Annotated in this window: 17 protein-coding genes; 1 reads left to right on the forward strand and 16 read right to left on the reverse strand. The window is 62.7% G+C overall.

Going from position 1 to position 19,097, the window contains the following annotated elements; all coding sequences use genetic code 11:
* Positions 1-80: 80 nt before the first annotated feature.
* From DT068_RS22335 to DT068_RS22400, 14 genes are all read right to left on the reverse strand, one after another.
* Complete coding sequence (locus tag DT068_RS22335) at positions 81-1,163, reverse strand: ABC transporter ATP-binding protein (RefSeq protein WP_119392118.1); 1,083 nt, start codon at positions 1,161-1,163, stop codon at positions 81-83.
* Between the two features lie 11 nt (positions 1,164-1,174).
* Positions 1,175-2,005: a carbohydrate ABC transporter permease gene (locus DT068_RS22340; protein WP_119392119.1), complete on the reverse strand. Its 831-nt coding sequence runs from the start codon at positions 2,003-2,005 to the stop codon at positions 1,175-1,177.
* Between the two features lie 338 nt (positions 2,006-2,343).
* Positions 2,344-3,246, reverse strand: a complete 903-nt coding sequence (locus tag DT068_RS22345) for a carbohydrate ABC transporter permease (protein ID WP_119392120.1) — start codon at positions 3,244-3,246, stop codon at positions 2,344-2,346.
* 323 nt (positions 3,247-3,569) lie between these two features.
* Positions 3,570-5,225: an extracellular solute-binding protein gene (locus tag DT068_RS22350; protein ID WP_119392270.1), complete on the reverse strand. Its 1,656-nt coding sequence runs from the start codon at positions 5,223-5,225 to the stop codon at positions 3,570-3,572.
* Positions 5,226-5,325: 100 nt separating this feature from the next.
* Positions 5,326-6,378, reverse strand: a complete 1,053-nt coding sequence (locus tag DT068_RS22355) for an NAD(P)-dependent oxidoreductase (RefSeq protein ID WP_119392121.1) — start codon at positions 6,376-6,378, stop codon at positions 5,326-5,328.
* Positions 6,379-6,532: 154 nt separating this feature from the next.
* Positions 6,533-7,312, reverse strand: a complete 780-nt coding sequence (locus DT068_RS22360) for an HpcH/HpaI aldolase family protein (protein WP_119392122.1) — start codon at positions 7,310-7,312, stop codon at positions 6,533-6,535.
* Between the two features lie 42 nt (positions 7,313-7,354).
* Positions 7,355-7,663 carry a putative quinol monooxygenase gene (locus tag DT068_RS22365; protein WP_119392123.1) on the reverse strand — a complete coding sequence of 103 codons (309 nt, stop codon included), beginning with the start codon at positions 7,661-7,663 and terminating at the stop codon, positions 7,355-7,357.
* A complete protein-coding gene (gene nanR, locus DT068_RS22370) occupies positions 7,660-8,394 on the reverse strand; it encodes a transcriptional regulator NanR (protein WP_119392124.1) in 735 nt (244 codons plus the stop codon). Before nanR ends, DT068_RS22365 begins: the two co-directional genes overlap by 4 nt.
* A gap of 127 nt (positions 8,395-8,521) precedes the next feature.
* Positions 8,522-10,840, reverse strand: coding sequence for a N,N-dimethylformamidase beta subunit family domain-containing protein (locus tag DT068_RS22375; protein ID WP_119392125.1), 2,319 nt, complete (start codon positions 10,838-10,840; stop codon positions 8,522-8,524).
* A gap of 106 nt (positions 10,841-10,946) precedes the next feature.
* Positions 10,947-12,584: a branched-chain amino acid ABC transporter permease gene (locus DT068_RS22380; protein ID WP_119392126.1), complete on the reverse strand. Its 1,638-nt coding sequence runs from the start codon at positions 12,582-12,584 to the stop codon at positions 10,947-10,949.
* A 1-nt stretch (position 12,585) separates the two neighbouring features.
* A complete protein-coding gene (locus DT068_RS22385; RefSeq protein WP_119392127.1) occupies positions 12,586-13,467 on the reverse strand; it encodes a branched-chain amino acid ABC transporter permease in 882 nt (293 codons plus the stop codon).
* Positions 13,464-14,186: an ABC transporter ATP-binding protein gene (locus DT068_RS22390; RefSeq protein ID WP_368905021.1), complete on the reverse strand. Its 723-nt coding sequence runs from the start codon at positions 14,184-14,186 to the stop codon at positions 13,464-13,466. Before DT068_RS22390 ends, DT068_RS22385 begins: the two co-directional genes overlap by 4 nt.
* A gap of 1 nt (position 14,187) precedes the next feature.
* Entirely contained in the window at positions 14,188-14,955 is a 768-nt protein-coding gene (locus DT068_RS22395) for an ABC transporter ATP-binding protein (protein ID WP_119392129.1), read from the reverse strand.
* Positions 14,952-16,235: an ABC transporter substrate-binding protein gene (locus DT068_RS22400; protein WP_119392130.1), complete on the reverse strand. Its 1,284-nt coding sequence runs from the start codon at positions 16,233-16,235 to the stop codon at positions 14,952-14,954. Before DT068_RS22400 ends, DT068_RS22395 begins: the two co-directional genes overlap by 4 nt.
* 245 nt (positions 16,236-16,480) lie before the next feature.
* Here DT068_RS22400 and DT068_RS22405 point away from each other — a divergent pair, with 245 nt between their 5' ends.
* On the forward strand, positions 16,481-17,452 hold the full coding sequence (locus DT068_RS22405; protein ID WP_119392131.1) for a helix-turn-helix domain-containing protein: 972 nt from the start codon (positions 16,481-16,483) through the stop codon (positions 17,450-17,452).
* Here DT068_RS22405 and DT068_RS22410 read toward each other — a convergent pair.
* Both DT068_RS22410 and DT068_RS22415 read right to left on the reverse strand, forming a co-directional pair.
* Positions 17,449-18,174 carry a copper homeostasis protein CutC gene (locus DT068_RS22410; RefSeq protein WP_119392132.1) on the reverse strand — a complete coding sequence of 242 codons (726 nt, stop codon included), beginning with the start codon at positions 18,172-18,174 and terminating at the stop codon, positions 17,449-17,451. The two genes, DT068_RS22405 and DT068_RS22410, sit on opposite strands and share 4 nt — an antisense overlap.
* Positions 18,171-19,085, reverse strand: coding sequence for an ROK family protein (locus DT068_RS22415; RefSeq protein WP_119392133.1), 915 nt, complete (start codon positions 19,083-19,085; stop codon positions 18,171-18,173). Before DT068_RS22415 ends, DT068_RS22410 begins: the two co-directional genes overlap by 4 nt.
* Between the last annotated feature and the right edge of the window lie 12 nt (positions 19,086-19,097).

Consider the following 19,097-nt stretch of genomic DNA (forward strand, 5'->3'; position numbering starts at 1 on the left):
TGCTCGCATTGAGAGAATTTAATGGGTCCCGGCTTTCGCCGGGATGACGGTCGAGGGGATGGTGCGAAGTCATCGGCAATTCAAGACCCCAGCACCTTCCCGCTGTCCGGCTCGATGAGGATGAAATGGGCGAGATCGAAAGCGATGGCGATCCTGTCGCCGGGCTTTCCGGCATCATGGGCGTCGAGCTCGGCCATCACCGGCTCCTGGCCGATGGCGAAGGTGACATAGGTGCGGGCCCCCGTCGGCTGGACGAGATCGATGGTGCTCGCGATATGAGCCGCTTTGGCGTCGGCGGCGCGGTCGATATGCTGCGGCCGGATGGCGAAGACGACCGGCTTGCCGAGATGCGCGCCATAGCGCCGGCTCTCCGCCGCCGGCAGGCGCAGCGTCTGGCCGTCGGCAAAGACGATGCCTGATGGCTCGAGCCTCGCCTTGACGAAATTGATCTTGGGCGAGCCGAGGAAGCCCGCGACGAAGCGGGTCTTCGGCTTCTCGTAAAGGTCGAGGGGCGAGCCTGATTGCTCGATCTGGCCGGCATTCATCAAGACGATCCGGTCGGCGAGCGTCATCGCTTCGATCTGGTCATGGGTCACATAGATCATGGTGGCGCCGAGCTCCTGGTGCAGGCGCTTGATCTCGCTCCTCATCTCGTCGCGCAGCTGCGCATCGAGATTGGACAAGGGCTCGTCGAACAGGAATATCTGCGGGTTGCGCACGATGGCGCGGCCGATGGCGACGCGCTGGCGCTGGCCGCCCGACAGCTGGCGCGGCAGGCGGTCGAGATACTGCTCTATATTGAGCATCTTGGCAGCACGCTTGACGCTCGCCTCGATCTCAGGCTTGGGGAAATTGCGGGCCCTGAGGCCGAAGCCGATATTCTGCGCGACCGTCATATGCGGATAGAGCGCATAGTCCTGGAACACCATGGCGACGTCGCGGTCGCGCGGACGCATGTCGTTCACCACCTTGCCGCCGATCTCGATCGTGCCCTCATTCGCCTGCTCGAGCCCGGCAATGGTGCGCAGAAGTGTCGACTTGCCGCAACCCGAAGGGCCGACAAGAACGGTGAACTCACCATCGGCGATGGCGAGATCGATGCCCTTCACGACATGCACGGCGCCGAAGTGCTTATGCAGTCCCTTTATGTTGACGTGAGCCATCTCTTTCCTTTCTAGCCGCGGACGGCGCCGAGCGTCAGTCCGCGCACTAGGTGGCGCTGGACGAGAATACCGAGCATGATGGAGGGCACCAGCGAGACCATGGCGAGCGCGCTCGCCTCGCCATACTGGGCGCCCTGGAAGCCAAGGAAGGCGCGAAAGACGGTGGGCAGCGTGAAGGCGGTGCGGCTGGTCAGGATCAAAGCGAAGAAGAATTCCGTCCAGCAGGCGATGAAGGCAAAGACGGCCGCGGCGACGATGCCGGGAGCGGCGAGCGGAATGGCGACCCGCCACAAAGACTGCCAGCGCGTGCAGCCATCCACGAGGGCCGCTTCCTCGAGCGATTTCGGCATCTGGCGAAAGTAAGCGAACATCATCCACACCGTCACCGGAAGCGTGAAGACGGTATAGGCGATGATCAGGCCGAAATGCGTGTCATGCAGGCCGAGCATGCGATAGATGAGGAAGATCGGCAGCACCGTCGCGATCGGCGGCAGGAAGCGCTGCGACAGCACCCAGAAGGAAAGATGCTGGCCGCCGGTGTTGAAGCGCGCCAGGCTATAGGCCATCAGCGTGCCGAGCACGGTCGAGAGCAAGGTCGCGGCTAGTGAGATGATCACGCTGTTGATGAGGCCGTCGAGACCGCGATAGGCGAAGAGGGCGGCGGTGTAGTGCAATATCGTCGGCTCGGCCGGAAACCAGACCGGCGGCACCGCCAGATAGTCATCGCTCGGCTTGATCGAGGTGATGAACATCCAATAGAGCGGGATGAAGGTGAAGAGGAGGAACGCCCCCAACAGAAGCGTGCGGGCAATATTGGCGCGGGTGAGCATGCTTCGGGTCATGTTAGGGGATACCCGTATATATAGCTTCTGAAGCTTACGGAGCTCCCTTCATCTGTTCCCCTTCTCCCGTGCGCAGCATGGGAGAAGGTGGCCGACCTTGCTCCGCCGAAGCGGAAGTTATCTGCTTTGCCGGAACAAAACCTCGGCTTCGCGAAGGCGAGCAGGCCGGATGAGGGCTCTTTCTTGAAGGGAATGAAGACTTTCCAGAAGAGGTCCTTTGCAACCAAAGAGCCCTCACCCGCCCTTCGGGCACCCTCTCCCATTGCTTCGCAACGGGCGAGGGGGAAACTTGGAGACGGCTCGCTCATTTCAAGCGCGCTCATTTGAGACTTCCTCTCTCATGTCGGCTCCGCCCTGAGCAGGCGCCGCACCAGGAAGGTGATGAGGATCGCGGTGAGGACGAGGAATATCCAGGCGCCGGCGGTCGCCTCCGACAGATGGAACTGGGTGAAGCCCAGCGTGTAGAGATAGAAGGAGCTCGAATAGGTATTCGTCCCGGGGCCGCCGCCGGTCATGACGAAGATCGTGTCGAAGAGGCGCACCGCATCGAGGATGCGGAAGGTAATGGCGAGCAGGATCATGGGCGCCAGCTGCGGCAGGGTGATCCACCAGAAGGCGCGCCAGCCATCGACGCCGTCGAGCTCGGCCGCCTCATAGAGATTGGGCGGGATGGCGGTGAGGCCGGCGAGCAGGATCACGAACATGAAGGGCGTCCATTGCCACACATCGGCAAGGATGAGGGCGATGAAGTTCCACGGCGCCTGGGTAAGCCAGCCGATGGTCACCTCGAAACCGAGGACCTGGCTCAGTATGTAATTGGTCGGTCCGAAGGGCCGCTGCAGCAGCAGCGCCCAGGCTTGCCCCACGATCACCGGGCTGATGAAGAGGGGAATGATGATCAGCGACATGATGATGCCGCGGCCGCGGAAGCTCTTGACCATGGCGAGAGCAAGCGCCAGGCCAAGCAGGAACTCGATGGCGACATTGATGGTCGACAGCAGCACCGTCACCCACAGCGACCAGCGCGCGACCGGATCGGCGAGCACGCGGGTGAAATTGCGCAAGCCGACAAAGCCATGGCCCGGCACGGTGAAGTCGTAATTGACGAACAGCACCCAGACGGAAAAGAGCAGGGGATAGACGGAGAGCGCCAGGATCAGGAGAACGGCGGGCGCCACCAGCAGCCATTTGAAATGGCGGTCGGTCCATTCGGAGAGCGCGTTGAGGCGGTTGGCGTTCATATTACCCTCCCCCTTGCGGGGAGGGTCGGCCTGAAAGGCCGGGGTGGGGGTCGGGTGGTATTGCGGAACTGACGCACAACATCGCTGAGAGACCACCGGACCCCCACCCCAACCATGCCGGCCTTCGCTTGCGCTCAGGCGCTCGGTGCTCAAAAAGGTCCACTGGACCTTTTTGTCGGCTTCGCCGCCGCTCCTCGCCCCCGCAAGGGGGAGGGGAAACTGAAACGAAACTTCCCACAGTCTGTTTCATCCCGATCGGACCACCCTTCAAATTCAGATCGTAAAACGGAGGATGGTCAAGCCATCCTCCGTTTCAGTTCATGTCAGAGCTTCACCGCCATGCCCAGTTTCTCGACCGTGTGATCGGCCGAGGAGCCGGGAAGCTTCTTGAAGTCTTCATAGTAGGCCTTCTGCGTGTCGACGCCCAAACGCTCGGTCGTCTGGTCCCATTCGGCGGCGGCGGTATCGAGCGCCGCCTTGGGATCGGTGCCGGCCCATACCGACGTGCACAGCCGGTCGAGGCTCAGGAAATAATCCTGGGCGCCCGGCATGATCATGTCGAGGAGGCCGACATTGGCCGAGTTGTTGAGGTTGATGAGATATTCCCTGGCGCTCGGGAACAGCTCGCCATAGAGATCCGACTTGAAATGCGACAGGCGATAGGGATCGCGCAGCGCATAGGGCAGCATCACACGGGCGAGCGACACCGGCGGCGAGGTCGCCCACTGCATGAACAGATAGGCGGCATCGAGATTGCGCGAGTCGGCCGACAGCGCCTTGTTGTAGCCCGTCGCATGCTCGGGGTTGCCCGGCACCACGGCATAGCCGACCTTGCCCGCGATGGTCGATTGCGGAACGAAGTTGATCGCCTTGGCGCTTTGCGCGTAGTTGGCGCACATGCGTCCCGTCGGCGGCCATGAATAGATCATCGCCACCTTGCCCTGCAGGAACGCCGCCCACAGCGACACGGCATCGAGCTCGTTATTGCCCGGGATCGAGGCCGCATTCGCCGCCAGCATGTTGGTCAGGGTCTTCATGCCGGCCTCGGAACTGAGCCCGGCCTTCATGTCGTCGCCGAACAGCACGCCGCCATTGGCGCGGAACTGCTGCAGGAAGTCGAACTGGTTGCCGGGGCTCGCGGCCTTGCGGAAGTGGCCGGCGCCATAGACATTGGGCGCCAGATTGTCGGTGATGAACTGGGCCACCTGGGCATAGTCCTCCCAGGTCTTGGGCGGCTCCAGCGCCTTCGAGAACTTGGCCTGATAGGCCTCCTTCAGCTTCGCATCCTCGAAGATGTCCTTGCGATAATAGAGGGCGAACATGTCGCCGTCGTCGAAGAAGCCCCAGATCTTGCCCTTGTAGGTCGGCAAGGCCTTGTAGAGCGGGTGGTAGTCCTCGAGGTCGGCCGGGTTCATGTATTTGGCGATGTAGTCGTCGAGCGGCGCGATCACGCCGCCATCGGCAAGCGAGGGCGTCCAGGCGGGCGAGATGTCGAGGACGTCATAGGCGCCCGAGCCCGCAATGTGCTCGGCGACGGCCTTCGAATACTGATCCGGATTGGACAGCTCCACGACATTGGACTTGATGCCGGTGAGCTGCTCCCAGACGGGGCCTGAGAAATTGCGCGGATCGAGCGCCTGCAGACCGGATTCATAGGTCATGTTGATGGTGATGCCGGAATATTGCTTGGCCGCCTGGACGGCCCGATAGGCCGAGCCGTCGGCCGGCCCTTCGGTCGACGCCTTCATGGCGGCGGCTTGCGCCTTGCCCAGAGGCGTCGATGGGTCGGCAAGGTCGACAGCCGCCTGCGCCAGGGCATTTTCCGCCCACGGGCTCAACACCGCGCTCGAGGTGGCGAGCAGGCCGGTCATCAGGCCGAATTTCTTGATGAAGCTGCGGCGCGTGTTCTCGCCCCTCAGCCAGGCGTCGATCTCGGCATTGAGACCGGCCTCAAAGTCACGCTTCTCACGATCGTTCATGGTCGTCATTCCTCCCAATTGGGTTCATTGTCGGCACTTCTGGTCTCGCAACTCACCGGCTTCTGATCGGCCGGAATTAGTTTGGCAGCGACTTTTCTTTTTATGGGCCTGCAAATCTCCTGGCGAAGCCGGCAAGCCGCCTTTGCCAGTCGGGGTGGTTCACTACGTCCTTGTTGACGATGCCGCGGGGCTCGCGTCCATGCTGGACTTCGAGCACGGCCTTCACATCCGCGGCGCCATTGCCGGCAAAGCACTGGTCGGTCCAGCACAGCGCGTGCGGCGCCAGGATGACATTGTCGAGCTTGAGGATCGGATCGTCGGGATCGGGCGGCTCCTGCTCCAGCACATCGAGGCCTGCGCCGGCGATGCGGCGCTCCTGCAGCGCCTTCGTCAGAGCCTTCTGGTCGACGATGGGGCCGCGCGCGGTGTTGATGAAATAGGCGGTGGGCTTCATCAGCGCGAGGCGCTCGGCATTGACGAGATGATGCGTCTCGGCACTCAGGGGACAGCTCACCGACACGATATCGGAACGGCGGAACACGTCTTCGAGGGAGACGAGCTCGATGCCGAGCTCAGCCGCCATCCTTCTGTCGGCAAAAGGATCATGGGCGATGAACTTCATGTCGAAAGGCTTCGCCATGCGGAACATCTCGGCGCCGATATTGCCGATGCCGACCGATCCCAGCGTGCGGCCGACGAGGCCGACACCCATGTGATCCGAGCGCTTCGCGAAGCCCGCCGCAGCCTCTCTGGTCAATTTGTCCTTGATCAGCAGCTTGCCGGTCAGCGCCAGGATCAATGTGATGATCGACACCGCGACCGGGCGGCGGACGCCATCGGGCGTTATCACCAGCGCGATACCGGCCTTGCTGCAGGCCGGCACGTCGACCGTGTCATAGCCAACGCCGAAGCGCGCCACCACCGCGAGGCGGCCGGATTTCGGCACGCTGTCGGCGGTGAAGCGATGGGCGAGCAGGATCAAAGCGTCGAAATCCTCGAGCTGATCGGCGCGGATCGGATTGGCGTTTTCGAGGAAGGCCATCTCGACATTGGGGGCGTTCTTAAGCGGCGCCAGATCGAAATCGGGATAGGTCGGCGAGCCGTCGGCCTTCCTGAAATCCCCCGAGAGCGCTACGCGGAATGGCTCAGGCATTGGCGCCTCCGCAGAGCAGTTCGTCATCCCGGCGAAAGCCGGGACCCATTAAATTTGCGCAATGCGGGCAGCGCTGCTCGCGCGGGAAGGCTTCAGTGGGTCCCGGCTTTCGCCGGGATGACGGTAGGGGGGAGGGGAATTGACGTTGCATGCTTTACTTCCCGCAGCCGGCGCGCAGCTTCTTGATGCCGTCCTCGAGGGCCGCATGCAGCAGCCACACATCGCCCGAATAGCAGACGAAATCGAAACCCTGCTTGTAGATGTCGATGCCGGCCTCGACATTGGGCACCAGCCGGCCCAGGGCCTTCTTATGCTTCCTGGTTGCGGCGATGGTGCGCTCGATGGCGCGCTTGAAGTCCTTGTGCTCGAACTGGCCCGGAATGCCGAGCGACACCGAGAGGTCGAAATGGCCGACCCACAGGCAGTCGACGCCATCGATCGCCGCCATGGCGTCGGCATTCTCGACACCTTCCGCCGTCTCGATCTGGCAGAAGAGGGTGGCGCGCTTGTTGGCGGCCACGAATTTGTCGGCGACAGCGCCAGGGCGGTAGCGGTCATGCGCCACCTGCAGCGCCACGCCGCGCCGGCCTTGCGGATGGTACTTCATCGAATTGACGATGTGGCGTACCTCATCGACATTGCCGACCATCGGCAGCATGAGGCCTTCGGCGCCCATGTCCATGGCGCGGGCAATGTGGTGATATTCGCGCGACGGCACGCGCACGATGGCCGGCAGGCCGGCCGCCTCGAAATAGCGCAGGGCGCTCTTCACCGTCTCGAAGCCGAAGCCCGAATGCTCGAGGTCGAACAAGGTGAAGTCGCAGCCCGCCGACTTCATGATGTGACCGATGCCGGGCGTCGCGAACTCCACGATGAAGTGGCCGAATTTCGCCGACTTCGTCCTGGCCATGGCCTTGAGGCCTGATGCGCTCATCCAATTCCTCCCATCCTGTCTTCGGGCGACTATCCGATCGCCTCAGGTCTTCGATCCGTCACAGACGACGTCGCCCGCGATCACGGTCTTCTTCGTCACGAGATGATTGCTGGCCGCCTCGAAGGCGGCGAGATGCGGCGTCTTCAGGTGAACCTCGAAGGCGGCGCGGTCGTCATAGATCTCATAGAGAATGATGCGGTCAGGCTCGCCGCGGGGCTCGACGACATCGAACTGGCGGCAGCCGGCCTCGGTCTGGCAGGAGGCCCTGGCATTGGCGTCAATGGCACGCCGGAACTCCGCCTTGCTTCCGGGCTTCAGCAGGAAATCGACCAGGATGACATAGCCGCTCATGCATCGGACTCCATGGCTTTCCAGAACAGGCTGGCGACTTCGGCGAGGTGAGCGCGCATGGCTTTTTCGGCCCGGTCGGGATCGCGGGCGGCGATCGCCTCATAGATCGACCTGTGCGCCTCATAGGCGCCTTCGGCACCGCCGCGGCCGCTCCAGCTCAGCGTGATATGGCGCTGCTGCACCAGCCATTCGGCGATGGCCGCGTGGATGGCGGGAAAGATCGGGTTGCGCGGAATGACCGCCAGCACATAGTGGAAGGCGACATCCGTCTTCTCGAAGCGGGGGAGGTCGTTAAGGGCAGCCTGGTTGACCTCGAGCGCCAGACGCAGCTGCTCGATGTCCTCCTTCGTCGCGTGCTGGGCGGCATGGCGGGCCAAGCCCACTTCGAAGAAGAGGCGGGCATTCTGGAAATCGCGGACCCCGTCATGGGCCGACAGCATGTGCTTGGCGACACCCGACAAGGCCTCGACGACAATTTCGGGCGTCGGGCGGATGACCAGAGCGCGCTCGCCCGAACGCAGCTCGATCAGGCCCATATTGCGCAAATGAATGAGCGCCTCGCGGATCGCCGGACGGCCGACGCCGAATTCGCGCATCAGGTCACGCTCGGAGGGCAGCAGGTCGCCGATCTCATAGGTCTTGTCGATGATGCGGGCTTCGAGCCGCGCCGAGACCTGCTCATAGAGCTTCTGGGGCCGGATCGGCCGGCTCTCGGCTGGTATACCTGTCATACCAACTACGTTAACCTAAGCCCGAGCGCCGTCAAGCACGCAAAGCGTGTCGTCGGCCCGCGCCCTATCGCGGCGCGGGAAAACTGAATCAAATAAATTGGTTAGAGCTAGAAGCTGATATTCTGAATCAGCGCCACTGCTTCTCTTCCGCCGTCCAGGCCCAGCCCGGCAATTTGCCCTTCCTGGCGAGGGCATCGACGATGTTCTTCAGGACCTTGGAGACATTGTTGTCGAATTTGTTGAAGGGCAGCGACTGGCCAAAGGCGATCGAACCGGTCGACACCACCGCACCGTCATTGGGCGTGGTGAAATAGGTGAGGTCGGCGCGGATGCGATAATCATGCGTGCCGGTCATTCCCGGATAGGCATAGAGGATCTCCTCGCAGACCAGCATGTAATTGTCGCTGTGGCCGCCGGAGGAGGCGAGGATCAGCGTGTGGGGCGGGGTGCCGAGGCTCAGATCATAGCGGTCGATCTCGATGCCGGCGGCACCTTCATGCGCCAGGCCGAAATCGCCGATGATCTCGCCCTCGACATCCTTGAACACCCAGGAGGCGCGGCGGTGGAAGCTGTCGGGCATGCGCCGATAGGGACGCGCCGACTCGAAGCCCTGCGAGATGAAGCCGACGCCGGTGAGCTTCTGCGGCGGGCGGCCGAGATTCTTCCACAGGCCGCTCCTTTGTCCGGTGGTCGCGAGATAATGCTCGCCCGGCCTCGCATTCCAGGCGCGCATGCCGGAATCGAGCTTGCGCACCTCCATGCACCAGGGCTCATCGGCGCGGAAGCCGACATTCCAGTAATAGCCATTGCCGCCCATATAGATGAGGCGTCCACCCTCGGCGACATAGTCCTCGGTCGCATCGAGCATCGCTTCCGAATAATATTCGGGGTGGGAGCCGGTGATCACGACATTGTAGGGCTTGAGCGCCGCCATGCCCTCAACATGCAGATCCTCATCGGTGAGGATCTCATAGTCGTAATCCAGATGCTCGAGCCAGCCGATGATCGACAGATCGGCCGGGAACTGCCAGGTGATGCCCATCGATGAAAGGCGGCTGCGCGGGCGCATATTCAGAATCGGCCGGCGATAGGAGCTGTAGCAGACACCGGCCCCGTCGGAATGAGCGTCATAGGTGGACAGGCCGAAATCCTTCGTCTGATAGAGCTCGATATCGATCTCGGAGACGATCGGCGGCTGGCCGCTGATGGGCTGCACCATCTGGGCATCGAAGCTCAAATGCTCATTGGCGTAAGCGAGATAGCTCGCGGTCGGGACCAGGAAGGCGATGCGCGCCTTGGGCGTCCTGGGGCGCACGAAGAAGACGACATATTCCTCGCCCAGTCCCTTGCCGTCGCCGGCGCGCAGGCGCACCGCATAGGCGCCGCTCTTGAGCTCGGGCACCGTCCAGGTGCGGGTCGGCTCCCATTTGCAGTCGATCACCGCATCGCTGTGAAATTCAATGCCGCCATATTCCCGGGGCGCCAGGCGGAAGGAGTCATTGCGGCCCTTCCAGTTGAAGCCGGTCTGGGCGCGGACCGGGCGGTTATAGCCCCGCGCATGGAGGCCGTGTGGACCGATATCGCGGACCTCATCGCCGATGCCGAAATCGGTGTAGCCCGCCGTCGTATCCCAGTAAGCGATGAGGCCGGACTGGGGCGGCGTACCGGTGTCGCGAATGGCATCGAGCTCGGCGCGCGACAGAGCGCGGTCGAACATGCCGTGGCGGTCGATCTTGCCATTGAAATTCTGGGCAACGAAATGGCCCCTGACCTCGTGCCAGTCACGCGCGCCCGCGACCAGGAAGGGCACATCCTCGGGATTCTTCGGCCTGAAGCGGAAGGTCTCCTGCACATGCGAGCGATAGTCGTAAGGCACGACCTTGCCGAGGAGGCTGTTGTAGCGCGTCGCCACGCATTCCTGATAGAGCGTGGCCTTGCCGCTCTTCTTCTCATAGGTCGCCGCCACGAAATACCACATGTTGCGGATGAGCGGCGCCTCGGCGCCCAGATAATCGACCTCCTTGCCGTCGCCGAGGCCGAATTCGAGAAATCCCTTCTGGTTGATCCACAAAGCGAAGCCTTCATTGTGGTAGATGTCCCAGCGCCCGAGCAGCGCCTGGCGCACGCCATCGCCATGCAAGGTCGGCTGGATGAAGGCGCATAGGGTGAAATCGCCGTCGCCGCTCAGCCTCCGACCGGGGTCGTCCACCGTGAGGAAGGCGCCCACTTGCGTATATTGCTTGCGCAGCTTCCACTCACCGTTGAGGGGGGAGGCGATCTCTTCCTCGATGAAACCCGGGCCGCTCGGATGCTCATCGCCATGGATGAGGCGCACGAGCTGGGCTGCGGCCCTGTCGGTGCCGTCGGCATGGACATGGAAGGTGAGCTCGTCACCGGGCTTCACGGAAAGCTTGTCCGTGTAACCAAAGACCTTGATTTGCGCCATGAAGAACTCCGGTGACTATTCTTTGAATTTCAGAACGCGGGGCGTTCTGTCTCTTTTTTCATTCGCATCGGCTTATCCGAAAAGTCTGCAACTTTTCGGGCCGATGCTAGGATTCGAGCAGGTCCTGCACGCGACGCATGAACAGCGCGTGATAGGCCTCATCGGGGGTGCCATAGGTCTTGTCCTCGACAAGGCGCGGGGCGACGCCGCGGCTGCCGGAGAGAGCGACGATGCGATAGGATTTGAAGGGCTCGATCACGGTAATCGCATATTTGTCGTTGAGCGGCTGGCGGCGGAAGTAAGTGAGCACGCGTTCGAGTGCCTCGCTATGCTGGCCCAAGGGGCGCTTGCGGTGCTCTTCGATGAGTTCCGGCGTGATGAGCTTCTTCAGGAAATCGCGCTGCATCTTGTCGAAGCGGCGAAAATAGATGATGTCCTTGTTGGGGGTCTCGGTCGCTTCCTCGGGCAGCATTTCTCCACCTTTCTCCGCCCGTGACGAGCGGTTCTCGCTCTTCTTCTTGTCGCGCCAGGCGCGGAACTGTTCCTTGATGCCGAACAGGCCGCCGCGCAGGAAGAGCACCACCAGCAGCATGAGGGTTCCGATGAGGACGAAGCGCATCGGACCCCAATCGACCAGGACGCGGTCGATGAAGACGACGATGAGGGTGCCGAGCACCGCGCCCTCCGAGCGCCCGAGCCCGCCAATGACCAGCATGGAAAGCGAGAGCAGCATCGTATCGAAAGAGAAGAGATTGGGGGCGGCTCCACGGAAATGGGTCGAATAGAAACCGCCGATGAAGCCGAGCGCCAGAGACGAGATCAGGAAAACCTGGATGCGGGCGGCGCGATAATTGACGCCGGTCGCCTCGGCAAAGGCCTCGCGCTTCTCGGGTGCCATGCGCAGGACGCGGCCCAAACGCTTGCCGTTGACGAAGCGGAACAGGAAGAGCGCCAGTATCATCAGCGCGAGGCCGGCATAGTAACCGAGCATCAGCTGGTCATGCTGTGGCCAGGCTTGCGGTATATAGCTGTCGGCGCCAAAAAGACCGCCGGTCGCCGAGCCGAATTCGCGCGACTGGAGGACATAGACGCGGCAGAGCTCGACCAGGCCCAAAGTGAGGAGGGCATAATAGAAGCCCTCGAGCCTTGTCGCCGGTATGGCGATAATGACTCCAAAGACGAGGCCGATGATGCTGCCGATGAGCGGCATCGCCCACCAGGGCAGCCCCAGATGGATCGACAGATAGGCTGTGCCGTAGGCGGCGGCGCCGACGACCGCGTAGGTCGCCAGCGAATAGATGCCGGCCGTACCGATGATCAGCATCCAGCACAGGTTTATCGCCGCATAGATGCCGAAGACGGCGCCGGCGGTGAGCAGCGCATTCTGCTGGTTTTCGGGGATGAAGAAGGGAACGATGGCGAGCGCCAGGAGGGCGAGCACCCACCAGATCGGGCGCTTGTCCTCGATCGTCTTCTGCCGGCGCAGCGTCTTGGCATTGTACTCGCCCGAAATATCGAGCACGCGCCGGCGCGTCGGCCAATAGCGCAGCCTGGACCACAGCCTGGCACCATGCCCGCCCCATTTGTGGTAGTAGCGCAGGCGGCCCACTTCATAGGTCGGCACATTATAGGCGCGTACCGCATCCCATTGGCTCTGGGGCGAGAGATAATCGTTGGTGACGACCTCCTCGACCGGCTTTTCCGGATCGAAGGCGGATATCGGATTCTTCCAGGTCGCGGTCATGTCAGGCCTCGCGCGCCTTGTCGAGGATGCCGGCGATGCCGCGCGGCCTGATCAGCAAGATCAGGATGATGAGCGCGAACTGGGTGATGAGCACATACTGGCCACCGAAGACGACCGAGGTCATGGCTTCGTTGATGCCGAGCAGGGCGGCGGCGATGACGGCGCCGAAGACGCTGCCCAGGCCGCCGCACAAAGCCACGCTCAGTCCCTTGACCATGGGCGTGATGCCGCTGAAAGGGCCGACATAATAGGTTTGCGACAGGAGAACCGAGGCAAGGCCCGCGAGCCCGCCGGTGAGCGCCATGACATAGAAGCCGGTGCGCCTGACGCCGATGCCGACGATCGAGGCCGCATGCGGGTTCATCATCATGGCGCGGATCTCGAGGCCGCGGCGGCTGGAGCGCATCCACAGGAGCACGGCGGAGAGCAGCACCACCGAGGAGACGACGGCGCCGATCTTGTCGGCCGTCATCACCACGCCGAAGATCGACGTCTGCGATGCGCCGAAGAGCTGCGGCAGGCTCTTGGCGCGCGGACCGAAATACCAGAGCAAAGCCTGGTTGCCGACGAGACTCACCGCAAGCGTGGCGATCATGCCGCGCACGGTGAAATTGGGCTTGTCATGGATGGGAATGAAGGCCAGCGCACAGACCAGGAGACCGCCGGCCGCACCCGTCAATATGCCGGCGGCCATGACGATGAAGCCATTGGCCGAGACATGCTGCGCGGCAAGCCAGGCGCCATAGCCCGACAGAGCGAAGATGAAGCCATAGGCCATGTTGATGAGGCCGAGGCTCGACCAGGTGATGGAAAGTCCGATGGCGAGCGTGCCGTAGATGCATGCGAGCGTGATCGCATTGGCGATGACGAAGCCCCAATTCATGTCATTACCCTGGTCTGGAAGGTGAGGGATGCCGAGGCTTCGCCCTTCAGTTTGCCGACATGCATGCCGATGACGCGGTCGACGCGGCCTTCGAGCAAAGCGACATTCTGCTCGGCGATGATCATCGCCGACTGGCCGAGCTCGACCGACATCAAGGCGTCGAGAACGCCCTTGCCGATCTTGGGCGCCAGGCCGAGGGATGGCTCATCGACGAGGAAGAGGGAGGCTTCCGCCATCAGCCCGCGGCCGATCGACACCATGCGGCGCTCGCCGCCCGAGAGCCGGCCGACCGCCGTCTTCATGAGCTTCTTCAACGGCGGAAAAATCCTGAGGACGCGTTCCTTGCGCTCGGCCCGCTCGCGCCAGGCGCGCGGCGTGAAGGCGCCGCTGTCGAGATGCTCCTCGACGGTGAGGCCGGTGAAGATCTCATCGCCCTGCGGGATCAGCGCCAGCCCATGATGGACGACCTGGTGCGTATAGCGGCCAGGCCCCTGGCTCCTGGTGCGGCCGACTTCCACGCCATTGAGCTTGATCGAGCCGCGCTGCCATCCGGTGAGGCCGGCGATGCCGAGGAACAAGGTCGACTTGCCATGGCCGTTCAGCCCGACCAGGCCCACCCGCTCGCCCGAATAGACGATGAGGTCGAGATCATGGATGACCCGCATCGGACCGTAACCGGCGGACAGGCCTTTGACGTTGAGGACTTCCTTCTTCTCCATGTCAGGCGGCCTCCTCATCGAGCGTGCCTTCGACGACATTCTCGAAATAGGCGGCGTGCACCTTGGGATCGTTGAGCACGGTCTCGAGCGCGCCCTGCGATATGGTTTCACCGGCATCCATCACCATCACCCGGTCGGCGATGGTCGCCAGCAGCTCGATGCGATGCTCGACGATGATGATCGCGACATTCATCTCCTTGGAGAGGATGCGGATCAGGTCGTCGAATTCATCGACTTCCGAATTGATCAGCCCCGCCGCCGGCTCATCCATCAGAATGAGCGGCGGGTGGCGCATCAGCAGGCAGGTCAGCAACAGCTTGCGGCGGTCGAGCGTGTCGAGGCGCGAGGCCGGCATATGGGCGTCGATCCGGAAGCGCACCAGTTCCGCCCCCCATTCGGCATGGTCGCCGGTGAGATAGGGCCGGTAGGCCTGGCGCGCCGCCTTCAGCACCTCGCCGACGGTGAGATCCTCCGGAACGACGGGCGTCTGATAGGTGCGGCCGATGCCGAGTCTGGCACGCTCATAGAGCGGCAGGCGCGTGACGTCCTTGCCCTTGAAGGTGACACTTCCCGATTTCGGCAGGATGCGTCCCGACAGGACCTCGAAGAGGCTCGTCTTGCCAGCCCCGTTCGGACCGATGATGCCCAGCACTTCGCCCGCTTTGACGGAAAGCGAGATCCGTCTGAGGATCTCACGTCCGCCGAGGTCGAGACTTATATCGCTGCAGGCAAAGAGAGGCTCAGCTACGCTCACTTCCGCCGCCGTCATGTCCACCAGGGTGCGGGCCTGAGCGCCACTTCCTTGAGGGGATCGGGATAGATGATCTTGTGCTGCACATCCTGGACCTGGAAGAAGAGCTGGCCCATGCCCTTTTCGAGCTCCTTGGCGGTCACGTCATAGCCATTGTCCGGGAAATGCGCGCATTCCTGGTATTTGTTGTTCATGTCCATGAATCCGCAGACGCCGCGATAGGAATTCACCCTGATCCAGTTGCAGACTTCCTTGAATTTCGACGGATCGCCAACCGCCTCCCAGGCATTCTTCAGGAAATACACAGTGTCATAGGCATTGCCGGTGTAGCAAAGGCCCATAATGCCGGGGAAACGCTTCTGGTATTTCTCGCGGAAGGCCTTGCCTTTCTCATCCGCATAGACGCCGAGCACGGTGCTCCACACGAAGCCTTCGGCCGCGGCGCCGGAGAGTTCGAGGAATTCCGGCTGCGAGGGGCCATATTGCAGATAGACCAGGGCGCCTTTCAGCGGATCGGCCTGGTACTGCTTGACGAAGGCGGCATACTCGGCGGCGACCCAATGGTCGATCATCACGGCGCCGGCGCCCGTCGCCTTGATGTCCTGGATGACCGGACCCCAGTCCTGCACCGGATACTGGATGTCGGTGACCTTGGCGAGGGTGAATTCGCTGTTGGGAAGAGCCGCCTGCAGTGCCTTGGAGATCGTCTGGTTATAGGCGATCTGCTCCTGGACGATGTGAACGCCGTTGTTGAGCGGCTTCCACACGCCCTGATCCTTCATGTCCTTGAGGAAGGTCGGGAAGGTGTAGCCATAATGCACTTCGGACGGATCGGTCTGGAAGCAGTGGCCGTATTTCTCCGGATCCTTGGCCACTTCCTCGGTGTAGTTGCGCTGAGTAACGCCCCACAGGAAGGGGCATTTATATTTCGACGAGGCATCGGCGGTCGGGATCGGCACCAGCGTGAAGGCGCAGCCAATGGCATGCACCTTGGTATCGACCAGCTTGCTGATCGCGATCTGGCAGCTTTCCGGCGACAAGGGATCGAGATCGACCACCACAAATTGAATCTCGCGGCCAAGTACGCCGCCCGCGGCATTGATCTCCTCCATGGCGAGGGTCGCGCCATTGAGATAGTCCGCATGATCGGCAACGCCCGCTTGCGCAGTCTGCGCGGTCGGCAGTCCGATCAGGATCGGATCGGCGGCGCGCGCCGAACGCCGCGACACGAACGGCATGGCGACGGCCCCGGCGGCGAGGCCTCCGACAACATGACGGCGACTGAAGCGATGGGTCATCCGGGTCTTCCTCCTGAAATCGTTGACGGGCGCTTTTCGCGCGCCTCGACACGCCTGTCGGTTCGATCAGCGTGCGCGGAGACTATAGGTAGCTTTGCGGGAACCGTCTTTCGCGTCAGTGCACAGTCATTTTGGTGTGGCTGTACTTAAGTCCCAGATTGCGTGCTGACGGCGCCTATGGACTCACCCCAAGGTGTCCGTCACTATCCCCGGCGGATGGGTTCCTGGGAGGTGAGGGTTTTCCTATGAATCTCGGCTTGCGTGCTTTTTCCACCGATGAAGTCCCGGCGACCACGCGGCTGGGTGCCTGGCGCGACTTCATGAGCCAGGTCTATTACTGTGTCGATGTGAAGCCCCGCCACAATGACGAAGTGCGCGGAGAGCTGCACGAGGCGATGCTCGGGCCGATCGGGCTTTCCAACTACAAGTCCAACGAATTGCGGGTTTTCCGCTATGCCGAAGCCGCGAAACAGGATGGCGCCGAGAACTTCGTTTTCATCTTCCCGTTGAAGGATCAGCTCTTCTTCGATCAGCGCGGCCGGTCGGGGTTCATCGATCCGGGCGATGTCGTGCTGCTCAATTCGACCGAATATTACGAAGCGGGCTGTTCGGCCAATTTCGAGAACCTGACTCTCAAGATCCCGTGCCCAGTCCTGCGCGGGCGCCTGCCGACGATCGACACGCTGTGCGGGCGAGAGAACATCGCCAATCCGACATTGTCGGCGACCGTAGGGCAAATGGCGGCTCGGGTCATGAAGCCTGCGATGCCATGGTCACCCGATGCCGCCGACCGCTTGTCCGAGAGTATTCTTGATCTGATCTGCCTCATGCTGGAGACGGCGCATGATCCGGCGACGCCCGAATTCGAGGACCGTTCGCTTACCCATATGATGTTCAAGCGGTTCAGCATCCATATGAAAGAGAACCTGAGCGACTGCGACCTGTCACCCGCCAAGGTGGCGCAAGCGCATCGCATCTCGCTGCGCTATCTGTTCAAGATCTACAAGCTTCACGGCACGACCTTCGGCCATGAGCTGATGGAATTGCGGCTGCAGGAAGCACGGCGGCAGATCCTGATCGCCTATCGCACCGGCCACAGCCTGCAGCAGATCGCCTTTCTCTGTGGTTTTTCCAACCAGTCGCATTTCTCGACGCGCTATCGCGAGCGCTTCGGGGAATCACCGCGCGAGTCGCGCTGGTCGCTGCCATCTAGCTAGGGAGACGCAACGGCACGCTTGAAAGCGGCAACGGTACCGCTGTGGGTGCGCTTGTGCGCCGGTTGCGCAAAGCCGAGCCGCACCGCGAGGTCGTTCAAGGTCCGCACCGGGATGGAGCAGGAACTGTGGAACTCACTGAAGGGGACCGCCTGCAAGACCACACCCACATTGTCCGGCGTGAGGCCAGCGCCCGGCATGATGGAGATGCGGCCGCGCGCCGCTTCATGCATCCGACGCAAAGCGGGAAGGCCCGCAAGGGCCGTTGCGGCGCCACCCGACGTCAGTATGCGCTCGATGCCGAGATCGACGGCGGTCTCGATCGCCGCCTCGAAATCCGGCACGAGATCGAAGGCGCGATGAAGCGTGCTGCCGAGGCCTTGCGCGTGCCCGAGAAGCTGGCGCAGCATGGCGGCGTCGAGCTTGCCGTCCGGCCGCGATGCGCCAATGACAATGCCGCTCAATCCATAGGCGCCTATGGCATCGATATCGGCCAGCATGAGGCTCAGATCATTGGCGTTGAAGACGAAGCCGCCGCTGCGCGGCCGCACCATCGCATAGACCGGAATGGGCGCTTCGGCGGCGAGGCTCATGAGGCCCGGCGAAGGGGTGAGGCCGCCGAGCTCGAGCGCCGAGCACAATTCGATGCGATCGGCGCCGCCGGCGATGGCCGCATCGAGGCTTTCAGGATCCGCTACGCAGACCTCGAGCAAAGGGGCGGTCATGTATCGCGCTCCGAGAAACCCAGGATCGCCGCGCCGACAAGTCCCGGATCGGGCGACAGCTGGCCTGGAACAACAAGTGGCGTATCGAGCCGGCGCAGCATGCGTTGACGGACTTCCTTATCGAGAGAGGCGATGAATTGCGGCGCTTGCGCCAGGCCGCCGCCGACCGGCACCATGCCCGCGCCGACGATATTGATGGCGAGTGCGAGAGGGCTCGCCAGCAGATCGATCTGGCAAACGATGGTGCGCGCGGCTTCGCTATCACCGGCCAGCCAGGCCGCGACGATCGCCGTGCTCGGGCGTTCGATGCCATGCAGGTGGCGGTGCAGCAGCTCCATGCCGCGCGCGCCGCCAATCGTGTTGACGCAGCCCCTGAGGCCGCAGCCGCAGGGGAAATGCGGAATGGCCATGGGCGGCGAACCAGCACTTGTGGCGGCGACCGGGCCATGGCCCCATTCGCCGGCAAAGCCGCCCGGACCGGTGACGATGCGGCCGTCGATGACGAGACCGCCACCCACTCCGCTGCCAAGGATCGCACCGAAGACGATACGATGGCCACGGCCGGCGCCTTCGATCGCCTCGGCCAGGGCAAAACAGTCGGCGTCATTGGCGACCAGCACCGGCCGTGAAAGTCTTTCCTCGAGCTCCCGGCCCAGATGCCGGCCATCGACGCAGGGGATATTGGCGCATTTGATCATGCCGGTGGCGGGATCGACGACGCCGGTTATCGCGATGGCGATCGGCGCTTGCGGCGGCGCCGGGGCATCGGCCGCCATCCGGCCGATGGCGGCTGCGAAGGCGTCGAAATCATCGGGCGGCGTCGCCACACGGCCGAGCGGCGCGAGGTTTTTGGGACTCGATGCGACCGCGCCCTTGATCGCCGATCCGCCGATGTCGAGCGAGATGATCATCTTGGGCCTTAC

The organism is Taklimakanibacter lacteus (assembly GCA_003576695.1).
Lineage (GTDB): Bacteria > Pseudomonadota > Alphaproteobacteria > Rhizobiales > Aestuariivirgaceae > Taklimakanibacter > Taklimakanibacter lacteus.

Coding starts and splice junctions, on each gene's coding strand:
- DT068_RS22415 (WP_119392133.1), bottom strand. CDS start 19,085: ATGATCATCTCGCTCGACATCGGCGGATCGGCGATCAAGGGCGCGGTC.
- DT068_RS22335 (WP_119392118.1), bottom strand. CDS start 1,163: ATGGCTCACGTCAACATAAAGGGACTGCATAAGCACTTCGGCGCCGTG.
- DT068_RS22375 (WP_119392125.1), bottom strand. CDS start 10,840: ATGGCGCAAATCAAGGTCTTTGGTTACACGGACAAGCTTTCCGTGAAG.
- DT068_RS22390 (WP_368905021.1), bottom strand. CDS start 14,186: ATGGAGAAGAAGGAAGTCCTCAACGTCAAAGGCCTGTCCGCCGGTTAC.
- DT068_RS22345 (WP_119392120.1), bottom strand. CDS start 3,246: ATGAACGCCAACCGCCTCAACGCGCTCTCCGAATGGACCGACCGCCAT.
- DT068_RS22385 (WP_119392127.1), bottom strand. CDS start 13,467: ATGAATTGGGGCTTCGTCATCGCCAATGCGATCACGCTCGCATGCATC.
- nanR (WP_119392124.1), bottom strand. CDS start 8,394: ATGACAGGTATACCAGCCGAGAGCCGGCCGATCCGGCCCCAGAAGCTC.
- DT068_RS22350 (WP_119392270.1), bottom strand. CDS start 5,225: ATGAACGATCGTGAGAAGCGTGACTTTGAGGCCGGTCTCAATGCCGAG.
- DT068_RS22365 (WP_119392123.1), bottom strand. CDS start 7,663: ATGAGCGGCTATGTCATCCTGGTCGATTTCCTGCTGAAGCCCGGAAGC.
- DT068_RS22355 (WP_119392121.1), bottom strand. CDS start 6,378: ATGCCTGAGCCATTCCGCGTAGCGCTCTCGGGGGATTTCAGGAAGGCC.
- DT068_RS22340 (WP_119392119.1), bottom strand. CDS start 2,005: ATGACCCGAAGCATGCTCACCCGCGCCAATATTGCCCGCACGCTTCTG.
- DT068_RS22405 (WP_119392131.1), top strand. CDS start 16,481: ATGAATCTCGGCTTGCGTGCTTTTTCCACCGATGAAGTCCCGGCGACC.
- DT068_RS22400 (WP_119392130.1), bottom strand. CDS start 16,235: ATGACCCATCGCTTCAGTCGCCGTCATGTTGTCGGAGGCCTCGCCGCC.
- DT068_RS22380 (WP_119392126.1), bottom strand. CDS start 12,584: ATGACCGCGACCTGGAAGAATCCGATATCCGCCTTCGATCCGGAAAAG.
- DT068_RS22360 (WP_119392122.1), bottom strand. CDS start 7,312: ATGAGCGCATCAGGCCTCAAGGCCATGGCCAGGACGAAGTCGGCGAAA.
- DT068_RS22395 (WP_119392129.1), bottom strand. CDS start 14,955: ATGACGGCGGCGGAAGTGAGCGTAGCTGAGCCTCTCTTTGCCTGCAGC.
- DT068_RS22410 (WP_119392132.1), bottom strand. CDS start 18,174: ATGACCGCCCCTTTGCTCGAGGTCTGCGTAGCGGATCCTGAAAGCCTC.